Here is a 19,927-nt window from a genome sequence, read left to right on the forward strand (position 1 = left end):
TCTAACAAATTATAGTAGTCTAACCATTACACTGATAAAAAGAAAAAAGGTGAAAAAATTTCTGACCGATAGTTTTATTTGCTGTTCAGTTGCGTTTTTTGTCGGTTGCACTGATAAAGAATCCAAAACGATTCCGGTCGAGGAAAAAATTTTCTCGTCACTCGATCCCAAAAAAAGTGGCATTGAATTTAAGAATACACTTGTAGAAAACGACTCCCTTAATTATTTCACCTACTCTTACCTTTATATGGGTGGCGGTGTGGCCACCGGAGACATCAATAACGATGGCCTTATCGACATCTACCTTACCGGCAACCAAATGCCCAATAAGTTATATTTGAACAAAGGAAATTTACAATTTGAGGATATTTCCAATAAAGCCGGCGTAAGTGGTGATGACAGATGGTATACAGGGGTTACCATGGGTGATGTTAATGGTGACGGACTACTTGATATATATTGTTCCGTAGGTGGAAAGTTCGGTCCAAAGAATAATCAACTTTTTATAAATAATGGCGACAGTACATTTTCGGAAAAAGCCGAGGAGTATGGCCTTGGCGATATCGGAAACAGTGTTCAGGCAACATTTTTCGATTACGATAAAGATGGTGATCTTGATTTGTACGTTGCCAATTATCCCCCCACTAAATTCGACTCCCCGACCTTTGTGTACACCTATAAAATGAATAATCTTAAAGAGGAAGAAAGCGATCACCTTTTCAGAAACGACGGGGGCGAATTTGTCGATGTAACCAAAGAAGCGGGTTTGTTCGCATTTGGCCTTACTTTAAGTGCAACGGTAGGTGACTTGAACAACGATTTATGGCCCGACCTCTATATTTCGAGTGATTTTAACTCCCCTGACCTTATGTACCTCAACAACCAAGACGGCACTTTTAAAGAAGTGGTAAAAGAAGCTACTTCCCATACGGCCTTTTATGGTATGGGAGCCGACATCTCCGACTTTAATAATGATGGGTTTCTTGATATTTTTCAGGTAGATATGGATGCCAAGAGTAACAGGCGCAAGAAAGCCAATATGGCCAGCATGAACCCTCAATTATTTTGGGATGTGGTCGATGCCGGTTTTCACTACCAATACATGCACAATTGCATGCAACTTAATTCAGGAGTCTTCGAAAAGGGAATTCCCCATTTTTCGAACGTATCAAGGTTAACAGGCACTTCTTCCACCGATTGGAGTTGGGGGCCTCTGTTCGCTGATTTTGATAATGATGGCGACAAAGACCTCTTTGTTAGTAATGGTACTCGAAGAGAAATTAATAACAATGATTACTTCAACCAATTAAAAGGTCTGGAACTTGATAAAGACACCCTCTTAAATCTCAGTCAACAAATACCTTCTGAAAAAATTGACAATTTCATGTTCGAAAACAAGGGCAATCTTGATTTTGAACGGGTCAATGAAAAATGGGGTATTCAATTTGAAGGCTTTTCTAACGGGGTCGCATATGCTGATTTGGATAATGATGGAGACCTTGAGATTATCACCAATAATATCGACGACTACGTTACGGTATTTGAAAACAAAAGCTCAAAATCAAATAATTATCTTACCATAAAGTTTGAAGGAACCGAACACAATAAATTCGGATTAGGAAATCGAGTTTATTTGACCAATGATAACACCACCCAACTTCAAGAAATGACCCTGACTCGAGGGTTTCAATCATCAGTAGCGCCAGAGCTTCATTTCGGACTGGGAAAATCTGAAAGTATCGACGAAATTAAAGTAGTGTGGACCGATGGTAAAATACAGACCATCACAAATGTATCAGTGAACCAAACCTTGGTTTTAAAACATGCCGACGCTAGCGATACAGAAATCGAAACCCCTCAAAGACAAAAACTTTTTTCCAATCGAGATGAAAACTTCTTTGAAAAACACAAACACGAAGAGAACGAGTACGACGATTTTGAAAAGCAAGTATTATTGCCTCATAAAATGTCTTCTTTCGGCCCCGCACTTGCCGTAGGCGATGTTAATAATGATGGCCTAGATGATTGTTTTGTGGGCGGGTCTGCGAAGCATTCGGCGGCACTTTTTCTTCAAAATAAAAATGGATTTGAAAAACAGAAAGATTCGTTTTTAGATGAAGATCGCGCATTTGAAGATGTCGGTGCTCTTTTCTTCGATGCCGATAATGATGGTGACACAGACCTTTATGTGGTCAGCGGTGGCTATGAGTTTCAACCCGATTCAAAACTACTTCAAGACCGACTCTATATCAATGACGGAACAGGAAAATTCGAGAAGTCTACTGGAGCATTACCGAAATTGACGGTGAGCGGGTCAAAAGCGTATGCGGCCGATTTTGATAACGATGGGGATCAAGATATTCTTGTGCTCGGCCGACAAGTTCCCGGAAGATATCCTTCGCCTGCCAGCAGCTATATTCTAGAGAACAATAGTAGCTCAGAAAAAATAGAATTTATAGTTTCTGAAAAAATGCATGCACCCGAGTTCGATAACATGGGTATGGCGACAAGTGCCGTTATTACCGATTTAAACGGTGATGACCGAATGGATTTTATCGTTGTCGGAGAATGGATGCCCATTAGAGCTTTCAAGAACACTGAAACCGGCTTTCAAGAAGTATCTCAAGAATTGGGCTTGAACGCTGATACGACGGGTTGGTGGTGGAGCATCGAGCAAGGTGATTTTGATGGAGACGGCGACCCTGATTACCTCGTGGGAAACAATGGTCTTAATTATAAATATAAGGCTTCAGAAGAAGAGACTTTTGATATATATGTGAACGATTTTGACAAAAACAGCAAGCAAGATATTGTACTCAGTTATTACAATGATGGCAAACAGTATCCGTTAAGGGGTCGCGAATGTTCATCGCAACAAATACCGGGAATCAAACAAAAATTTGGAGATTACGCCAGCTTTGCCGAAGCTACTTTAGCCGATGTATACACCGAAGCATCTCTAGAATCGGCACTACACTATCAGGTAAAATCATTTGCCAGTATTTATTTGGAAAATGACAATGGAAAACTGATTGCTAAAAAACTACCTATTGCAGCACAAACTTCAAGCATAAATCAAATACTTGTTGAAGATTATGATAAAGATGGAGCTTTGGATATTCTCATTGCGGGCAATCTTTATGCATCTGAAGTGGAAACCCCTCGGAACGATGCTGGCCACGGACTTCTATTGAAGGGTGATGGTATCGGAAACTTTACCGCGGTCGAAGGTTCAGAAAGTGGATTTTTTGTTCCCGGTGATGTGAAAGGCATGGCACCGATCAGTGCCAATGGTCAGCGTTATATTATCGTTGCCAAGAATAACGATTATTTACAGACGGTCAAAATCAACTAATCACCATAAGGGTTTAAAGTCTCGATAATTCCATCGGGGCGGTAAACGATTTCCGCCATTTTCACCGACCTTAAGTGTGTAACGCCTTTTGACAAACTTGAATCGTGATAGAATAGGTACCATTTACTCTCTACTTCGCAAATGGAATGGTGGGAGGTCCAACCCACCACAGGATTCAAAATTCTTCCGGTATACGTAAAAGGTCCGTACGGGTTATCGCCTATTGCGTAACAGATATAATGGGTATCACCTGTAGAATATGAGAAGTAATATTTGCCTTGGTACTTGTGCATCCAAGCGGCTTCAAAAAACCTACGGTCATTATCCCCAGAAAGCAATAGCTTTCCATCTTCATCAAGAATCTGAAGTTCTTTGGGTGCTTCTTCAAACTCTAGCATATCATCCGTCATTTTCGCAACAAACGGTAACAAGGCCGGTTCATCATCATTTGGAATAAAAGCGGTGGGACTTTCCGGTTGTTCGGCATTGAAGGCTCCGGTTCTCCAACGCTGGAGCTGCCCGCCCCAGAGTCCGCCAAAATACATATAGTAGGCTCCGTCCTCATCTTCAAAAACTGCAGGGTCAATGCTAAAACTACCTTTTATTGCTTCTGGTCGGGGCACAAACGGACCTTCGGGAGAATCGCCTACTGCTACACCTATTCTAAAAATTCCGTCATATGCCTTTGCTGGAAAATACAGGTAATATTTCCCGTCTTTATGAGCAGCATCTGGAGCCCACATTTGTTTCTCGGCCCATGCTACATCTTTAACATGCAATGCAACCCCATGATCAACGGCCTCACTATTTAGACCATCCATAGAAATAACGTGGTAATCTTCCATAGCGAAATGGCTACCCAAATCATCGAAAGCTTCACCTGCATCAAGGTCGTGCGAAGGATAGATATATATTTTTCCGTTAAAAAAATGTGCCGATGGATCGGCCGTATATATATGTTTGACCAAAGGTTGTGAAATGGCCTTTTTATTCAACTCATCAAAATCGATATGTTCGATAGAATCTTCTGGCATAGTCTGTTCTTTATCGTGTTCGCTAAATTTTAATTCTTCGGAGGTACCCTTCTTTTAATCAAGTCAGTCTCAATCTGAACCTCCATCTTTTTATTGATTTCATAGAAAAACAACAATCCAGCGCCAATTACAAATGGTATCGCAGGAAAAATACTGACCAACAATTTGATGCCCTCAATAGCACTTTCGGGCTGTACTTCTGTGTTCGGCAAATACTCAAAAACACCTAGAACCCATGTGGTAATGGCACCTCCGATACTTAGACCAGCTTTTAGACCTACCATCATCGCAGAAAAAATAATGGCAGTTGCCCGACGGTTGTTTTTCCAATCGGAATAATCGGCCACATCGGCAATCATTGCCCATAAGATAGGGATGGTTATTCCGTAGAAAAAACCATGCAAAATTTGGGAAATAAACATTAGACTAACTGACTCTGGTGGGAAAAAGTAAAAGAATACAATGAACAAGGCCGAAATGAAAAGAAAAGTACCGAAAACATCACGCTTACCGTATTTATCGGCCAATTTCTTTGACAGAGTAATGCCCACTATCATAAAAATAATACCCCCGGCATTAAATAGTCCGAAACCAGCGGAAATAGGATCTTGCCCAAACTCGTTCAAACCTATACTCGAGAGAAAATCAAGAATGGGTTGAATAACCGATGCAAGCTGCGGTCGATTTACATAGTTTTCAAAATAGTACACGTAGGCACCCCCTTTCATGGCCAATGTAATAAAGACCAAAGTGGTCAAGGTGAGCATAATGATCCAAGGCCTATTTTTAGCTAAATCGCCCAAATCTTCTTTCAAACTTGACCGTTGTTCCGGTTTTGGAACAATTCGTTCTCGTGTGCTCAAAAACGTAATCAGCAACATTACAGTACCGACAACAGCCAAAACGGTCATTACCTTTTCGATACCTACGGCCATATCGCCATCACCTGCACTTTTGATAATGCCCAACATAAATACCTGAACAAAGAACTGAGCGAACATTACAGCTACAAAACGATATGAAGAAAGACTGTTACGTTCTCCCATGTCACCAGTTATTACCCCACTAAGCGCCGAATAGGGCAAGTTATTGGCAGCGTACAACAATAGTAAAAGCGTATATGTTACAATGGCATAGATGACCTTGCCTTTGTACGAGAAATCGGGTGTGGTAAACGCAAACAAGGCCACTACCCCCAAGGGTATGGCCGTAAACAATATCCAAGGGCGAAATTTTCCCCATTTGGTATGGGTTCTATCTGCAAGGGCACCGATTACAGGATTAAAGATAAAAGCGGCAATCAGGCCCACTACCAACATGATCACCGAAGAATCTTTCGGTGAAAGACCATAGATATCAGTATAGAAAAATGCGAGGTAGGTAATTAGCGTCTGAAATACCAAATTGGCTGCTAGGTCACCAAGGCTATAGCCGATTTTTTCCTTTACGGACAGTTTTTGCGAGTTTGAAGTCATTGCTGGGTTGATTATCTGAAATGAAACGAAGCGTTACTTGTTAAGCTCCATAACACTTTCATAAGCTTTTTTGGGTCGGTAGTTTCTATCGAAAAGTAGCGGATAATTCGTTCTATCGTCAATGGGCCAGTTATTGAGCCACGACGACCCGTCGTTTATACCCCAGAATGTTACCCTATCAATTTTATCACGATGTTTACGAAATAGCTTGAAAATATCTTGGTATCGTTTAGCCAATATATTTTGAACAGAATCAGGCAGACTTTCAGGATAGGGATTCATTGATGGACTATTCTCAAAATTTTGACTCACTTCGGCCCCTTCTAAATCCCAGGGGTTGGGCAGTACCGTAATATCCAGCTCGCTAATCGAAACCTTTACCCCTGCGTCATGATAGGCGATAATACTAGTTTCAATTTCTTCAAGAGTCGGCCCTTCCAAATTCCAATGGCCTTGCATGCCCACTGCGTCAATCTTTATATTTTTTTCTTTTAATTTTTTTACCAAACGTATAACCCCTGCCCTCTTTTCGGGATTTGTAAGATTATAATCGTTGTAGACGAGTTGAACGTCTGGGTCCGCTTTTGCCGCAGTTTCAAATGCCAGTTCTAAATAGCTATCGCCCAAAACTTCAAGAAATATAGATTCTCGAAGAGTTCCATCTTCATTTAAGGCTTCATTTACCACATCCCAAGAGTCTATTTTACCCTTATACCTATTCACTATGCTATTAATATGGTTTTTTAGAATGACAGTCATGGCCGAACTGTCGTTTACTTCGGTTACCCAATCGGCCAATTGGCTATGCCAGACCAAAGTATGGCCCACGGTATGTAGATTATTCTTTTTACCCAAATCAACATACTTATCGGCAATTTCAAAATTGAATTTATCAGGTGATGGATGTATATGCATCCACTTCATGATGTTTTCAGGTGTAATACTATTGAACTCTTTTTTCAACAGTGCTGTCGCCAATGAATCTTTCTCTTCAATAACACCATTATTGATAGCGGCTCCCACAAAGAAATCATAGGAAAACGTATTCTTGAGACTTGGGTCGACATGTTCTGCTTCCACATTTTCCGAAGCCTTATTTCCACAGGCCGCAACGACGGCAAGAAGGCATATACAACCAAAAATTTGAATTGGGGATTTCATATTATTTTTGTTTTTAACCGAATAGCAAGAAATATAATTTATCACATTTACAATACGACCATTCGAAAATTACCGAATTATTCGTGAAATACAGATTAAACTATCGACATGATAAAAATCGTATTTCTCAATTAGGCTGGATGCCAATTATGAAGCAAGAAATGTCAAAAATGTGGCATGAGCTGCCATTGCAATGTAAGAAAGGGAAAAGAACCTTTATTCTTGTTTAAATTCAGTGGGCAACACCCCAAAATAAGCTTTAAAACATTTGGTGAAATAAGAAGGTGACGAGAATCCGACTTTGTAACAGACTTCGCTAATAGAAGCATCTCCATTTTCAATAATTTCCTTGGCTTTTTCTAAACGTAGTTTTCTTAGGAATTCGTTGGCAGTATGGCCGGTCAGCGATTTTATCTTCCGGTAAAGCTGACTTCGGCTCAAGTTCAACTCCCCGGCCAATTGCTCTACATTCAGGTTTTCATCGGCTATATTTTCAATAATATACTCCATTACCTTAGTGATAAAACCTTTGTCAAGAAGTGATGTATTCTCGGGTATCTTTACGTTATTCGTTCCTTCGCCAAATTTATCGAATAATATTTGCCTACTCTTTATAATTTGCCTGAGTTGTGCCCTAAGCACCTTCAAATCAAATGGTTTGCTCAGGTAGATGTCGGCCCCGGAATCAATGCCCTTTATCCAATCTTCACTCATTGTCTTAGCCGTTAACATCAATAACGGTATATGGCTCGTTCTCAAATCATCTTTTATGGCCTTACAGAATTCTAAACCATCCATTTCTGGCATAACAACATCTGTAATAATTAAATCGGGTATACGCTCAAGGGCCAGTTTTAGGCCCTGTTGCCCATTTACAGCCTCAAACACATTGTATTCGGTCTGAAGCTCATTTTTGAGATATGACCGTAGCTCGGTATTATCTTCGACTATGAGTAAGGTCTTCTTTGCTCCTGTAAGCATTTCAAGTCGTGCGGTTTCAGGTATGTCTTGATTTGTTGCAGGCACCACCTCTTCATTAATTGTGGCGGCCAATAATAATTCTTCAGTATTAAAATGTTCTCTGCCCATGGGCAAGAATACCCTGAACTTTGTTCCAACGGCCTCCTCACTTTCGACGACAATATGCCCTTTCAGTAAATCGACAAAACTTTTTACCACCTCTAGACCTATACCCGTACCCCCGTAATATTGACTGTTCATGTTTTTGACCTGATAGAATCGTTCAAAAACATTTCTTACCTCTTCTTGACTTATACCGCTCCCCGTATCTTCAATAAAAATCTCAATTGCTGGTAACTGCTTTTCGGTATCTATGAGGGGAAATATCATATTGGTTTCCCTTTGGTGTACGCCTATAGTGATGGTGCCATTGTCTGGGGTAATCTTAAATGCATTTGACAGTATGTTGAACAGCACTTTTTCTAACATACCGGGATCGCTCCAAAGCTTTACGTTTTTACCACTAGACTCAAAAAGCATCGCGATATTCTTCAATTCAGCTTCTTCATTAAAATGTTCCGCGATTTCTTGTGAAAAATCGACCACATCGATTTCTGAAACCTTAATCGAAAACTTGTTCAACTGTAGTTTTCTGAAATCCATCAACTCATCGATCAGTCGTTTTAAACGAGCCGTATTTTTATGAATGATATTGAGTTTTTCCGACAAACCTTTTGAAAGTCTATATTTTTGATCATGCATAACCGACTCAAGCGGGTTTAGAATCAGCGTTAGAGGCGTTCGAAATTCGTGAGAGATATTGGTAAAGAACTGAATCTTACGATTGTTCAATTCTTCTTCTTGCAAACGTCTGGCGCGTTCGACCTGTACCAAACGTTTTTCTCGAATTCTTTCTTTGGTCAGTCTAAATGCAAACACAGAAATCATTACGAACAATATGAGATAACAAGCAATGGCCAAAGTAGTTCTATACCATGGTGGCAATACGGTCAACCGCAGCGTTTTTGCACTCTCGTTCCAAACCCCATCATTGTTGGCCGCTTTGACCATAAAAGTATAATCGCCCGGTGATAAATTAGTATAGGTGGCACTCGTGGTATTACTCACAAAATTCCAAGTATCTTCTAGGCCATCAAGGTAATAGGCATATTTATTCTTCTCAGGTCGGGTATAATTAAGGGCCGCAAATTCAATTGTAAAAAAAGACTGATTGTGGTTCAATGTCAAATGCTCTGTTTCTCCAATAGCTTTTTTCAATGGTGAGCTTGATGATTTATTATGTATTTTGAAGTTCGTAAAGTAGACTTCTGGTTTTCTTTCATTAAATGTAATAGCTTCTGGGTTTACTACATTTACCCCCTTATAGTTACCAAAATACATGGTGCCGTCTTCATCTTTAAAGCCAGCATTATAATTGAAATCATCTGACAACAAACCATCATTGGCGCTATAGTTGGTAAACTGTTTTTCTTCAATTTCAAAGTATGAAAGCCCTTTATTGCCTCCAAGCCATAGATTACCATCATCACCTTCTAAAATCGTAGCAATACTTTCTTGCTCCAAATTGGTCGAGGCACTGTTGAACCAAGTGATATTTTTTCCATTTACATCATATTTCCATAGCCCTGCACCATCGGTACCGATCCATATATTCCCAAACTTATCTTCGAAAAGTGTGACCGTTAAATCTATTAATACCTTTTCGGCCGGATTTTGCTCTTCGGACGGCATCAACTCTAGATTCTCGAATGCCCCTTTATATCCATTTTTCCTTTTAAACACCCCACGGTTAGTAGCTACCCAAACTGTGTTGTTTCTGTCTACAAGAACTTTTCTTATTTCAGCACCTTGTCTAAAAAGACTATCTGCGACAAAATCGAACTTTTTAGTTTTTGAATCATAATAATGTAATCCACTAGAGCTCGTGCCGATCCAAACTACACCATCGATATCTTCGGCAAAATTCATAATACGATGAAACCGCAAGCGCCCGTTCACCTCTTGAATTTCATAATGCTTGAATTGATCACTTCCCCTGGGCAGATAATATATACCGGAGTTCCAAGTGGCCACCCACAGATTGCTTCCACTATCGAAAAACAGATTCTGTACATCTAACGCCTCGAAGCCTTTTGCAATGGGGTTATCTTGATCGATAAGATGATCAAAGGTTTTTTTCTCTAGATCATAGACGTCAATTCCGCCCCCATCCATACCTATCCACAGCCTATTTTTTTTGTCTTTAACGATACTGGTTACCGATGATGATTGTAACGAGTTACGTATGTTAGAAACACTTTCTAAATCTTTGAATTTATCATATAAAATGTCTGAAACCCCAACCCCGGCATTATAGTAACCGACCCAGACCCTTTTTTGGTCATCTACGAAAAGTGTCCAAATCGAATTGGATTTTAATCCGTTGTCCGCAAATTTATCGTAGTGATAGTGTTTAATTACCGAACCATCTTTTTCCACCACTAGTAAACCGTCATTCTCGGTACCACATAAAATTTTACCATCCGGCCCCTGAACCATGGTCAAAATCTGCTCGTCAGTGATGGGGAATCTTTCAGCTTGATACGTGTTTATAGAAGCGGAACTGACTTTGAGCAACCCGCTTGAGTAAGTACCCATCCAAATAGAACCCGAATCATCAATTATAATCGATTCAACACCATAAGAAGCTCTATTTGCAAACTGCGCCCCTTTTAATGTAACGGGTTTTACCTTATTGCCATCATATTCATAAAGACCTTGATTAGTGCCAATAACTATTTTTCCATCGGGTCTTTTTTTAAGGCATCGTACTTGAAAAGTTTCAGGTGCAGATGCAACTATTTCGACGGGCCTTGCAATCAATTCTTGAGGGTCAACCTCGAACAAGCCATCTAAGTAGGTACCGATTAAAATTGTTCCCGAATCGGTTTCCTCAAGAGCGAGAACAATCAATTGGTCCAGAATTACATCACTTTCGTTGCGAAATACAATGTGATCAAAATTATCATAGTCGTTGTTATAGATATTCAGTCCTACTTCCGTACCCACCCATAAACGATTCTTGCTATCTATTAGACTGGTCTGCACCAATGAACTGTTCAACGACTTCGGATCATTGAATTTTTGACGATACGAAATAATATCAGAACCATAGTATTTATAGAGTCCACCACCGTAAGCTGCAATCCAAATAAGTCCGTTCTGATCCTGAACAATATTTGAAATAGCCTTTTGGGTTATACCCTGCTTCATATCAACAAAAGACAATTCGCTATCGACTACTTGCGCATTCGTGAATTGAGAGATACTGAAGCAAAAAAGCCAAAGAAGTTTATACCAATTTGGTGAATTCATATGATTAAAGTCGAGTAAGTAAACAAAACTTATAACGTTTTCGCTATTAATATTTTGCCTCTAAAAATAGTCATTTACCACTAACCACATGCTCTAGAACCTATATTTTGCCTTTTGTCTTAAAAAACAGTGGTTAAACTATTATCCTGATACTGAACACCACAAAATATGGTTTGCTATGCCATATTTTTTCAAATGCTTCAAATATGCCATCATGGGCGACATACTTTTTATAATATACCCTTCACTTATCTGAAATTTGAACATACGCAACAACTTTATTTATTTAAAGGTCGATGTAGCATTTATCGAACTTTTAAATAGCTATTTTATATATTTAAAGGAGAATTTAGCACGTCTTCGCATCATACAACTCAACTTAAAAATGATTAATCGCAATAACTTATTCGTTCTTTGTTTTCTTTATGTGTTCGCTCTTTTCGCTCAAGCACCACCGGGATACGATCTCTGGTTAACTTATTCAAAAATAGTAGAGCCCGATATTTCAAAGAAATATTCTGACATCTCAACCTCGATAGCCTTTCTCGGAAATTCTAAAACTTTAAATATCGCCCAATCGGAGCTACATACGGCAACCGAAAAGATGCTGGGCCAAACTCCTACTTTCTTTAAGGCATTTGAGAGCAACCATTCAATGGTAATCGGAACAAAAAACCTTCTAGACCCTTCGCTAAACAAAGTACTTACTAAAGATTTAGAACAAATCGGCAATGAGGGTTTTATAATTAAATCGGTGCTCAGTCAAAAGAAAACCACCCTCGTTATTACGGCAAACGAAGATATCGGAATTCTTTACGGAGTTTATAGATTGCTTGCCCTTATGCAGCAGCGTAAAAACCTCGATAATATCGCTTTGGTCGACTCGCCGAAAATAGATATTAGAATGCTCAATCATTGGGATAATCTCGACCGGAGTGTTGAAAGGGGCTATGCAGGTTTTTCGTTATGGAAATGGCATAAACTTCCCGAATTTATCGACCAGAGATATATCGATTATGCAAGGGCTAACGCATCTATTGGTATCAACGCCGTTTCTTTGACCAACGTAAATGCCAATGCACTAATATTGACACCCATGTACCTCGAAAAGGTGAAAGCACTGGCCGATGTCTTTCGGCCTTACGGTATCAAGGTCTACCTTACCGCTCGTTTTTCTGCCCCTATTGAAATCGGCGGATTACAGACCGCAGACCCGTTAAACGAGAAAGTTAAAGTATGGTGGGCAGATAAAACCGATGAAATCTATAAGCTGATTCCCGATTTCGGTGGGTTTTTGGTTAAAGCAAATTCAGAGGGGCAACCAGGCCCTCAAAACTATGAACGAAACCATGTAGATGGTGCCAATATGCTTGCCGAAGCCCTACAACCTCACAATGGTAATGTAATATGGCGAGCTTTTGTTTATTCTGAGCATGATGCCGATGACCGGGCCAAACAGGCCTATTCAGAATTTGTGCCCTATGATGGCAAGTTTATGGATAATGTTCTTGTACAGACCAAAAACGGCGCAATAGATTTTCAGCCGCGAGAACCCTTTCACCCCATGTTCGGGGCCACACCTAAAACTCCCTTAATGATGGAGTTTCAAATTACACAAGAGTATTTAGGTTTCAGTACGCACCTTGTATTTCTACCAAAGCTTTATGAAGAAGTGCTTGATTCAGACACGTATCAAGAAGGTGATGGTTCGACCGTAGCCAAAGTTATAGATGGCTCTTTGCAAGGTCAAAAAATCACGGGTATGGCCGGTGTAACGAACATCGGAAACGATATTAATTGGACGGGGCACCCCATCGCTCAAGGTAACTGGTATGGCTTCGGTCGTTTAGCATGGGACCCATATTTAAGTTCTGAGAACATTGCCGAAGAATGGCTTCGTCTAACTTTCTCCAATGACGATGCATTTGTTAAACCGATGAAAGAATTGCTCATTATGTCTAGAGAGGCGGTCGTAAATTACATGAACCCTCTTGGTCTACACCATATTTTCGATACCGGCCATCACTATGGCCCAGGGCCTTGGGTAAGTGAACTGAGCCGACCAGAGTGGAATCCCGTGTATTATCATAACGCCGATGAAAACGGAATAGGCTTTGACCGCACACCTACAGGAAGCAATGCCACCGAACAATATGCAGAACCCTTGCGCAGTCAATTGAACGATCCACAAACTTGCCCCGAAGAATACTTATTATGGTTTCATCACCTCCCTTGGGATTATAAATTGAAGAATGGAAAAACCCTATGGAATGGCATAGCATTAAAATATCAGGAAGGTGTAAATCAAGTCGAAAAAATGGTCTCTACTTGGGAAACAATGAAACCCTATGTGAACAAGGCCCAGCATAAAGAAGTGCAGATGCTGCTACAAATTCAACTTAAAGAAGCCAAATGGTGGCGCGATGCCTGCTTACTCTATTTTCAGACCTTCTCTAAAAAAGAACTTCCTGAAGGGGTAGAAAAACCAACGCAAACCCTAGAATATTTTAAATCATTAAAATTCCCATTCGCACCGGGCATACGCCCTCGGTGGAATTAATCAGCTTTTTAACTTTAAGCAACGATCATGCACAAACTAAGAATGCTTTTCAGCTTTATTATTCTCATCGCCAGTATTCAAATCAATGCCCAAGAGAACACCATAACCATTCATGTTGATCAAGCTAAAGATACCATCAGCAAACATATTTACGGGCATTTTGCCGAGCATCTAGGTCGTGGTATCTACGATGGGTTTTTTGTGGGAAAAGATTCCAAAATTCCCAATACAAATGGTATTCGCACCGATATCATTGAAGCATTACGAGAATTGAGTATACCGGTACTTCGTTGGCCCGGCGGATGCTTTGCCGAACAGTACCAATGGAAAGACGGCATAGGCCCGGTGGAAGAAAGACCTTTGGTCGTCAATACTTTCTGGGGAGGTGTTACCGAAGACAACTCTTTCGGCACCCACGAATTTTTAGAGCTGTGCGAAATGCTCGATACCGAACCCTACATTGCTGTAAATATTGCTAGCGGAACTGTCAAGGATGCCTCTCAATGGATAGAATATGTTACTTCTGATAAGGATAGTGAGGTCACCCGATTGCGCAAGGCCAATGGCCGCAAAGAACCGTGGGACGTAAAATTCTGGGGCATCGGTAACGAAAATTGGGGCTGCGGAGGAAGTATGGATGCCGAATATTATACCGATGTCTTCAAGAGATTTAGCACCTATTGCAATGCCGATTTTAAAATTGCCAGTGGCGGAGAGTGGGACGATTTGGAGTGGACACGAACTTTTATGTCAGAAATAAAGGAAGTACCAGGGTTTATTGATATCGCTGACGGGCTTTCATACCATTATTATACGATTGCCAATGACTGGTCGGTCAAAGGTTCTGCTCTTGATTTTGTAGAGGAAGAATGGTTCAGAAGTATGGATCAAACCCTAAAAATGGAAGCCAATCTCGAAGACCATATTGCCATTATGGATGAGGAAGACCCCGATAATACCATTGCCCTAATTGCAGACGAATGGGGAACGTGGTACGATGTAGAAGAAGGGACGAACCCCGGTTTTCTTTACCAGCAAAATTCATTAAGAGATGCTCTGGTCGCCGCCCTTGGGCTAAATATTTTCAATAATCAAGCCCGACGCGTAAAAATGGCGAATATTGCACAGACTGTCAACGTGCTTCAGGCCATGATATTGACCAAAGAGGGCCAAATGGTCAAAACCCCAACCTTTTATGTATTCAAAATGTATAAGGTACATCAAGATGCGATGCAATTACCTTCTGAAGTGAAAGCAGAAAACTACACTACCGAGCAGGGTGAAGTACCGGCACTCTCAGTTTCAGCCTCTAAAAATTCACATGGTCAAGTTCATGTGACCGTTGCCAACGTGCATCCTCATAAAGAATTAAATACTGCAATAAACCTAAAGGGAGTTGAAAAGTTCGGTGAAGTTTCAGCTTCGATTATCACAGCTGACAAAATGAACGCCTTTAATGATTTCGGCAAAGAGGAACAGGTAAAACTTGAGACTTACGAGGGTATAAGAAGTAAAAAGGGAGCACTTTCCGTAGATATTCCCGCCAAATCAGTGATTTTGTTGAAAATCAAGTAAGTATTTAAGAACGTCCAACTGTCGATATTATGAATAGATTTTACCGTCTTCCTGTTATTATATTCGTTCTTTGCACATTGCTTGCAGCAAATGCCCAAGTTCGCCTACCCAAACTCATTAGTGATGGTGCAGTTCTCCAACGAGATACAGAGTTGAAAATATGGGGGTGGGCATCACCCAACGAGGCTGTAGAACTTAGCTTTAATCAAGAGAATTACACTACCACAGCGGACATCGATGGTAATTGGCATTTTATGTTGCCCCCGCAAGCTGCAGGAGGTCCGTATAAAATGATTGTTAAGGGCAAAAATGAAGTTGTTGTAGATGATATTCTTTTTGGTGAGGTATGGCTCTGTTCGGGCCAATCCAATATGGAGCTGACCATGCATCGGCTGCGAGACAACTACCCTGACGATATTAAAAACTCGAAGAATTCTAAAATCAGGCAATTTCTCGTACCTGATAAATATGACTTTAATACTGTCCATAAAGACTTAGACTCCGGAAGCTGGGTCGAGGCAAATTCTCAAAACTTATTGAACTTTTCAGGGGTTGCCTATTTCTTTGCGAAAGACTTATATGATAAATATCGAATACCAGTTGGCCTCATCAATGCGGCACTGGGTGGGTCGCCTGTGGAATCTTGGATGAGCGAAGACGCCCTTAAAGAATTTCCGGAAGCGTATGCCGAATTACAGAAATTCAAGAATGCCGATCTTATCGCTGAAATAGAACAGAAAGACCAAAAACGACAACAAGACTGGTTCAATGAATTAAACGAAAAAGACCTAGGGTCAGTAAAGGGTAACGAATGGTTTGCACAAGAATTTGATGATTCTGAATGGAAAGAAATGCAAATGCCGAGTTTTTGGTCAGATACTGAATTGGGGAATGTGAATGGAGTGGTTTGGTTTAGAAAAGATATTAACGTTCCTGAAAATTGGTTGGGAAAAGAAACGAAACTTTGGCTGGGCAGAATGGTCGACCAAGACTATGTTTATGTCAATGGCACCCTTGTGGGCACCACGGGATATCAATATCCCCCAAGAAAATATGAGGTAAACGATAGTCTTTTGCAAGAAGGCAAGAATACCATCACCGTTCGCTTGATCAGTCAACAAGGCAAAGGTGGCTTTATTTCAGATAAACCTTATTTTATAGCTGTGGGCAAAGACACTATTGATCTGAAAGGGCGGTGGAAATATAAACTTGGTACGGCGATGCAACCTCTAGAAGGTCCCACTTTTATCCGCTGGAAACCGGGTGGGTTATACAACCGGATGATCTCTCCGCTACTCAATTACAAGATAAAAGGTGCTATTTGGTATCAAGGCGAATCAAATACCGACCGACCAGAGACCTATAATGAAACTTTTTCTGCATTGATTAAAAACTGGCGCGACAAATGGAAAATCGGTGAGTTTCCGTTTCTATATGTACAACTGGCCAATTACATGAAAGAGACCCATGAACCTGTCGAAAGCGATTGGGCGAAACTGAGACAGGCACAACTTAACACTTTAAAATTAAATAACACAGGCATGGCCGTTATAACCGATATTGGTGAATGGAACGACATTCACCCCCTAAATAAAAAAGATGTAGGTAAGAGGTTGGCTCAACTCGCCTATAGCCTTGCTTATAATGAATCGGATACTAGGTTAAGCCCCGTACCAACAAAAGCCTTATTTTCTGACCATCTAGTTCAGGTATCATTTGAGAATAACCAATCAGGACTCAAATTGAAAAATAACGGACCGCTAAGAACATTTGAACTATCATCCGATGGCATCAACTTCTTTAAAGCTAATGCCGAAATCATAGGTAAAGATGTTGTGGTAAAGAGTAGCAAGGTGTCAACACCCATTGCCATTCGCTACGCATGGTCAAACAACCCCGCAAAGGCAAATCTTTTTTCAAAAAATGGCCTCCCGGTTTCTCCTTTTGAATTTAGAAAAGAGTAGTCGAAGATTTAGTTCCACTTAAAGGCAAAATAGCGGCAAGAACCTTCTCCTAAATTTTTGATACCGTGCATAGAACCAGATTTGGCCAGATAGAAATCTCCAGGACCTGCCTGATAGGTTTTGCCTGCTATGGTCATTTCTGTATTCCCGGCCATCATCAAAATTATTTCAGTTTCTATATGCTTGTGGGGTTCGTGGCTCGGCCCTAATTTATCCAATTGGGTCACATGCATTTCGTAGCGCTCGCACATGGCTGTTTCCCTATCAAAATAGGGCACCCCTCCACCTCTAGAACTTGGCATGTATGTTAAAGAATCAGCATTAATCATTAATGACCCTCCGGCTTTGGAACCTCTTTCGATATTCATGGGCTTTTTTGACCGATAGCGGATGACGTAATAGGTCAGATTGGTGTCACCTATGTTTTCCATCTGATGCATTTGTTGGGGCATAAGAAGAACTACTCCCTCCGGACCGAGAACTGTACTCTTACCCTCAATCGTAATCTTCATAGTACCTTCTCTTACAATTATACATTCTTCAATATCTTTATTGGCATGAGCCGGACCAGGAGTTGCGCCAGGCATTTGAGTTGTCGCATGCATTTCAATGTATTCTAAGTGTGGTGAAGAACCTTCCAGAATGCTCCGGCCTTCCTTAAGTTCACTTTTTTTGACCGGAAAATCGTTCCATTTGTAAATTCCCTCTTCAATAGGTTCAAGTTGTGCATTTGAATAGATGGCAAATAAGAAAATGAAACTGGAAATTGTGGTTTTCATCATTAGTGTTTTAAAGTATGGTTGAGGTATTAAACATTGAAATCAGTGTTCGTAAGCGAACTCAATGAACCACACTAATATAATGAAAAAGAACCAGTTGTGGTGATTTAAAATTGGCATGCCACAATATTTCGAGGCGGCAACGCAACTATAACAAATTGGTGATATCAATTTATAATTACGAATATATTATGTGGTGAATCGATTCTTTTTTAAATTTATGCAATCGATTACTTAAAATCATAAAATGACATTTAAAATCACTTCGTTTACTAAAACTTTTCTTCCTCTATTCATCTTGAGCCTTGTACTGATAGCATGTAAGGAAGAGAAAAAAACTGAGACAGCACAACCGACTGTTTCGCCCTTTGCCCAAGCGGACTCCATTATTAAATCTATAATAGTTCCTACTTTTCAAGACAAGACCTTTGACATCTTAGAATTCGGAGCTGTCGAAGGTGGCGAGACGAACAATTCAGAAGCTTTTAAAAGTGCAATTCAGGCCTGCAGTGAAGCAGGAGGAGGCAGAGTATTGGTGCCGTCTGGTAAATTTCTTACCGGGCCAATTCACCTGAAAAGCAATGTAAACCTTCATCTTGAAGAGGGGGCAGAGGTCTTGTTCTCAAAGAACAAAGCTGATTATCTGCCTGTGGTACATACCTCATATGAAGGCGTTGAACTTATGAATTATTCGCCATTGATTTATGCCTATAAAGAAAAAAATATTGCCATCACCGGCGAGGGCACTTTCAACGGACAGGCAGATAAAACAAACTGGTGGCCCTGGTGTGGTGCAGAACGGTACGGACACGAAGAAGGTGAACCGCAACAGCGCGATGAACACAACCTACCCAGATTACGTAAAATGAACGAAGATGCCGTACCTTTTTCAGAACGTGTTTTTGGAGAAGGCCATCAACTACGACCATCTTTCTTTCAACCCTTCGAATGCGAAAATATACTGGTAAAGGGCATTACTTTTACCGATGCGCCATTTTGGGTAATGCATCCTATAAAATCAATAAATATTACTGTAGATGGTGTGACCGTAAGCAGCCACGGCCCAAATAATGACGGTTGTGACCCCGAGTACTCTAAAAACGTTCATATTAAAAATTGCGTTTTTGACACGGGCGATGATTGTATCGCTATAAAATCGGGAAGAAATGATGAAGGAAGAAGAGTCAATATACCTAGTGAGAATATTGTGGTAGAAGACTGTGAAATGAAAGATGGCCATGGCGGTGTGGTAATGGGTAGTGAGATATCGGCAGGGGTACGTAATGTTTTTGTACGCAACTGTAGAATGGACAGCCCCGAACTTGAACGTGCCATACGTATAAAAACAAATACATTGAGGGGTGGTTTTGTAGAGAATGTATATGTAAAAAATATTCAAGTGGGGCAAGTAAAGGAGGCCGTGCTGAAAATCAACACCTATTATGGCATTTATGACAAACAAGAGGGAAATCACATCCCCACTATAAAAAACATCTTTTTAGAGGATATTGAAGTTGAAAATGGCGGTAAATACGGAGTGCTAATTCAAGGTAGGGAAGAGATGCCTGTACAAAATGTAACGCTCAAAAACGTTCATATCAAAGGAGCCGAAACCCCTATGTTGGTAGAGAATTCAGAGCCTATCAACTTTGAGAACACCACTATTAACGGCGAAAAATATTAGCACGT

At 40.5% G+C, this 19,927-nt stretch carries 10 protein-coding genes; 5 read left to right on the forward strand and 5 right to left on the reverse strand.

Annotation, left to right across the window (positions count from 1 at the left end; genetic code table 11):
- Positions 1 to 49: 49 nt before the first annotated feature.
- Positions 50 to 3,355 (forward strand): VCBS repeat-containing protein, encoded by a 3,306-nt coding sequence (locus IV512_RS09495; RefSeq protein WP_371743280.1) that lies wholly within the window; start codon positions 50 to 52, stop codon positions 3,353 to 3,355.
- Here the strand turns inward: IV512_RS09495 and IV512_RS09500 are convergent.
- The 4 genes from IV512_RS09500 to IV512_RS09515 form a co-directional block, all read right to left on the reverse strand.
- The gene (locus IV512_RS09500; protein WP_209402719.1) at positions 3,352 to 4,389 is read right to left on the reverse strand and encodes a glycoside hydrolase family 43 protein; all 1,038 of its coding nucleotides are present in this window, start codon (positions 4,387 to 4,389) and stop codon (positions 3,352 to 3,354) included. The two genes, IV512_RS09495 and IV512_RS09500, sit on opposite strands and share 4 nt — an antisense overlap.
- A gap of 29 nt (positions 4,390 to 4,418) precedes the next feature.
- Complete coding sequence (locus IV512_RS09505) at positions 4,419 to 5,864, reverse strand: MFS transporter (RefSeq protein WP_100870597.1); 1,446 nt, start codon at positions 5,862 to 5,864, stop codon at positions 4,419 to 4,421.
- A 33-nt stretch (positions 5,865 to 5,897) separates the two neighbouring features.
- Entirely contained in the window at positions 5,898 to 7,025 is a 1,128-nt protein-coding gene (locus tag IV512_RS09510) for an endo-1,4-beta-xylanase (RefSeq protein WP_209402721.1), read from the reverse strand.
- A gap of 216 nt (positions 7,026 to 7,241) precedes the next feature.
- Positions 7,242 to 11,360: a two-component regulator propeller domain-containing protein gene (locus IV512_RS09515; protein WP_209402723.1), complete on the reverse strand. Its 4,119-nt coding sequence runs from the start codon at positions 11,358 to 11,360 to the stop codon at positions 7,242 to 7,244.
- A 385-nt stretch (positions 11,361 to 11,745) separates the two neighbouring features.
- On the opposite strand from IV512_RS09515, the gene IV512_RS09520 reads away from it, so the two are divergent.
- From IV512_RS09520 to IV512_RS09530, 3 genes are read left to right on the forward strand one after another with little or no spacing between them, the layout of a single operon-like run.
- Positions 11,746 to 13,920, forward strand: coding sequence for an alpha-glucuronidase family glycosyl hydrolase (locus tag IV512_RS09520; RefSeq protein WP_209402900.1), 2,175 nt, complete (start codon positions 11,746 to 11,748; stop codon positions 13,918 to 13,920).
- Positions 13,921 to 13,947: 27 nt separating this feature from the next.
- The gene (locus IV512_RS09525; protein WP_245224714.1) at positions 13,948 to 15,495 is read left to right on the forward strand and encodes an alpha-N-arabinofuranosidase; all 1,548 of its coding nucleotides are present in this window, start codon (positions 13,948 to 13,950) and stop codon (positions 15,493 to 15,495) included.
- A 29-nt stretch (positions 15,496 to 15,524) separates the two neighbouring features.
- Complete coding sequence (locus IV512_RS09530) at positions 15,525 to 17,459, forward strand: sialate O-acetylesterase (RefSeq protein WP_209402725.1); 1,935 nt, start codon at positions 15,525 to 15,527, stop codon at positions 17,457 to 17,459.
- 8 nt (positions 17,460 to 17,467) lie between these two features.
- Here the strand turns inward: IV512_RS09530 and IV512_RS09535 are convergent, their stop codons facing one another.
- On the reverse strand, positions 17,468 to 18,238 hold the full coding sequence (locus IV512_RS09535; RefSeq protein ID WP_209402727.1) for a cupin domain-containing protein: 771 nt from the start codon (positions 18,236 to 18,238) through the stop codon (positions 17,468 to 17,470).
- A 247-nt stretch (positions 18,239 to 18,485) separates the two neighbouring features.
- On the opposite strand from IV512_RS09535, the gene IV512_RS09540 reads away from it, so the two are divergent.
- A complete protein-coding gene (locus tag IV512_RS09540) occupies positions 18,486 to 19,922 on the forward strand; it encodes a glycoside hydrolase family 28 protein (RefSeq protein ID WP_209402729.1) in 1,437 nt (478 codons plus the stop codon).
- Positions 19,923 to 19,927: the final 5 nt, after the last annotated feature.

Origin of the sequence: Pseudozobellia sp. WGM2 (genome assembly GCF_017810075.1) — a bacterium.
GTDB lineage: Bacteria > Bacteroidota > Bacteroidia > Flavobacteriales > Flavobacteriaceae > JADNYK01.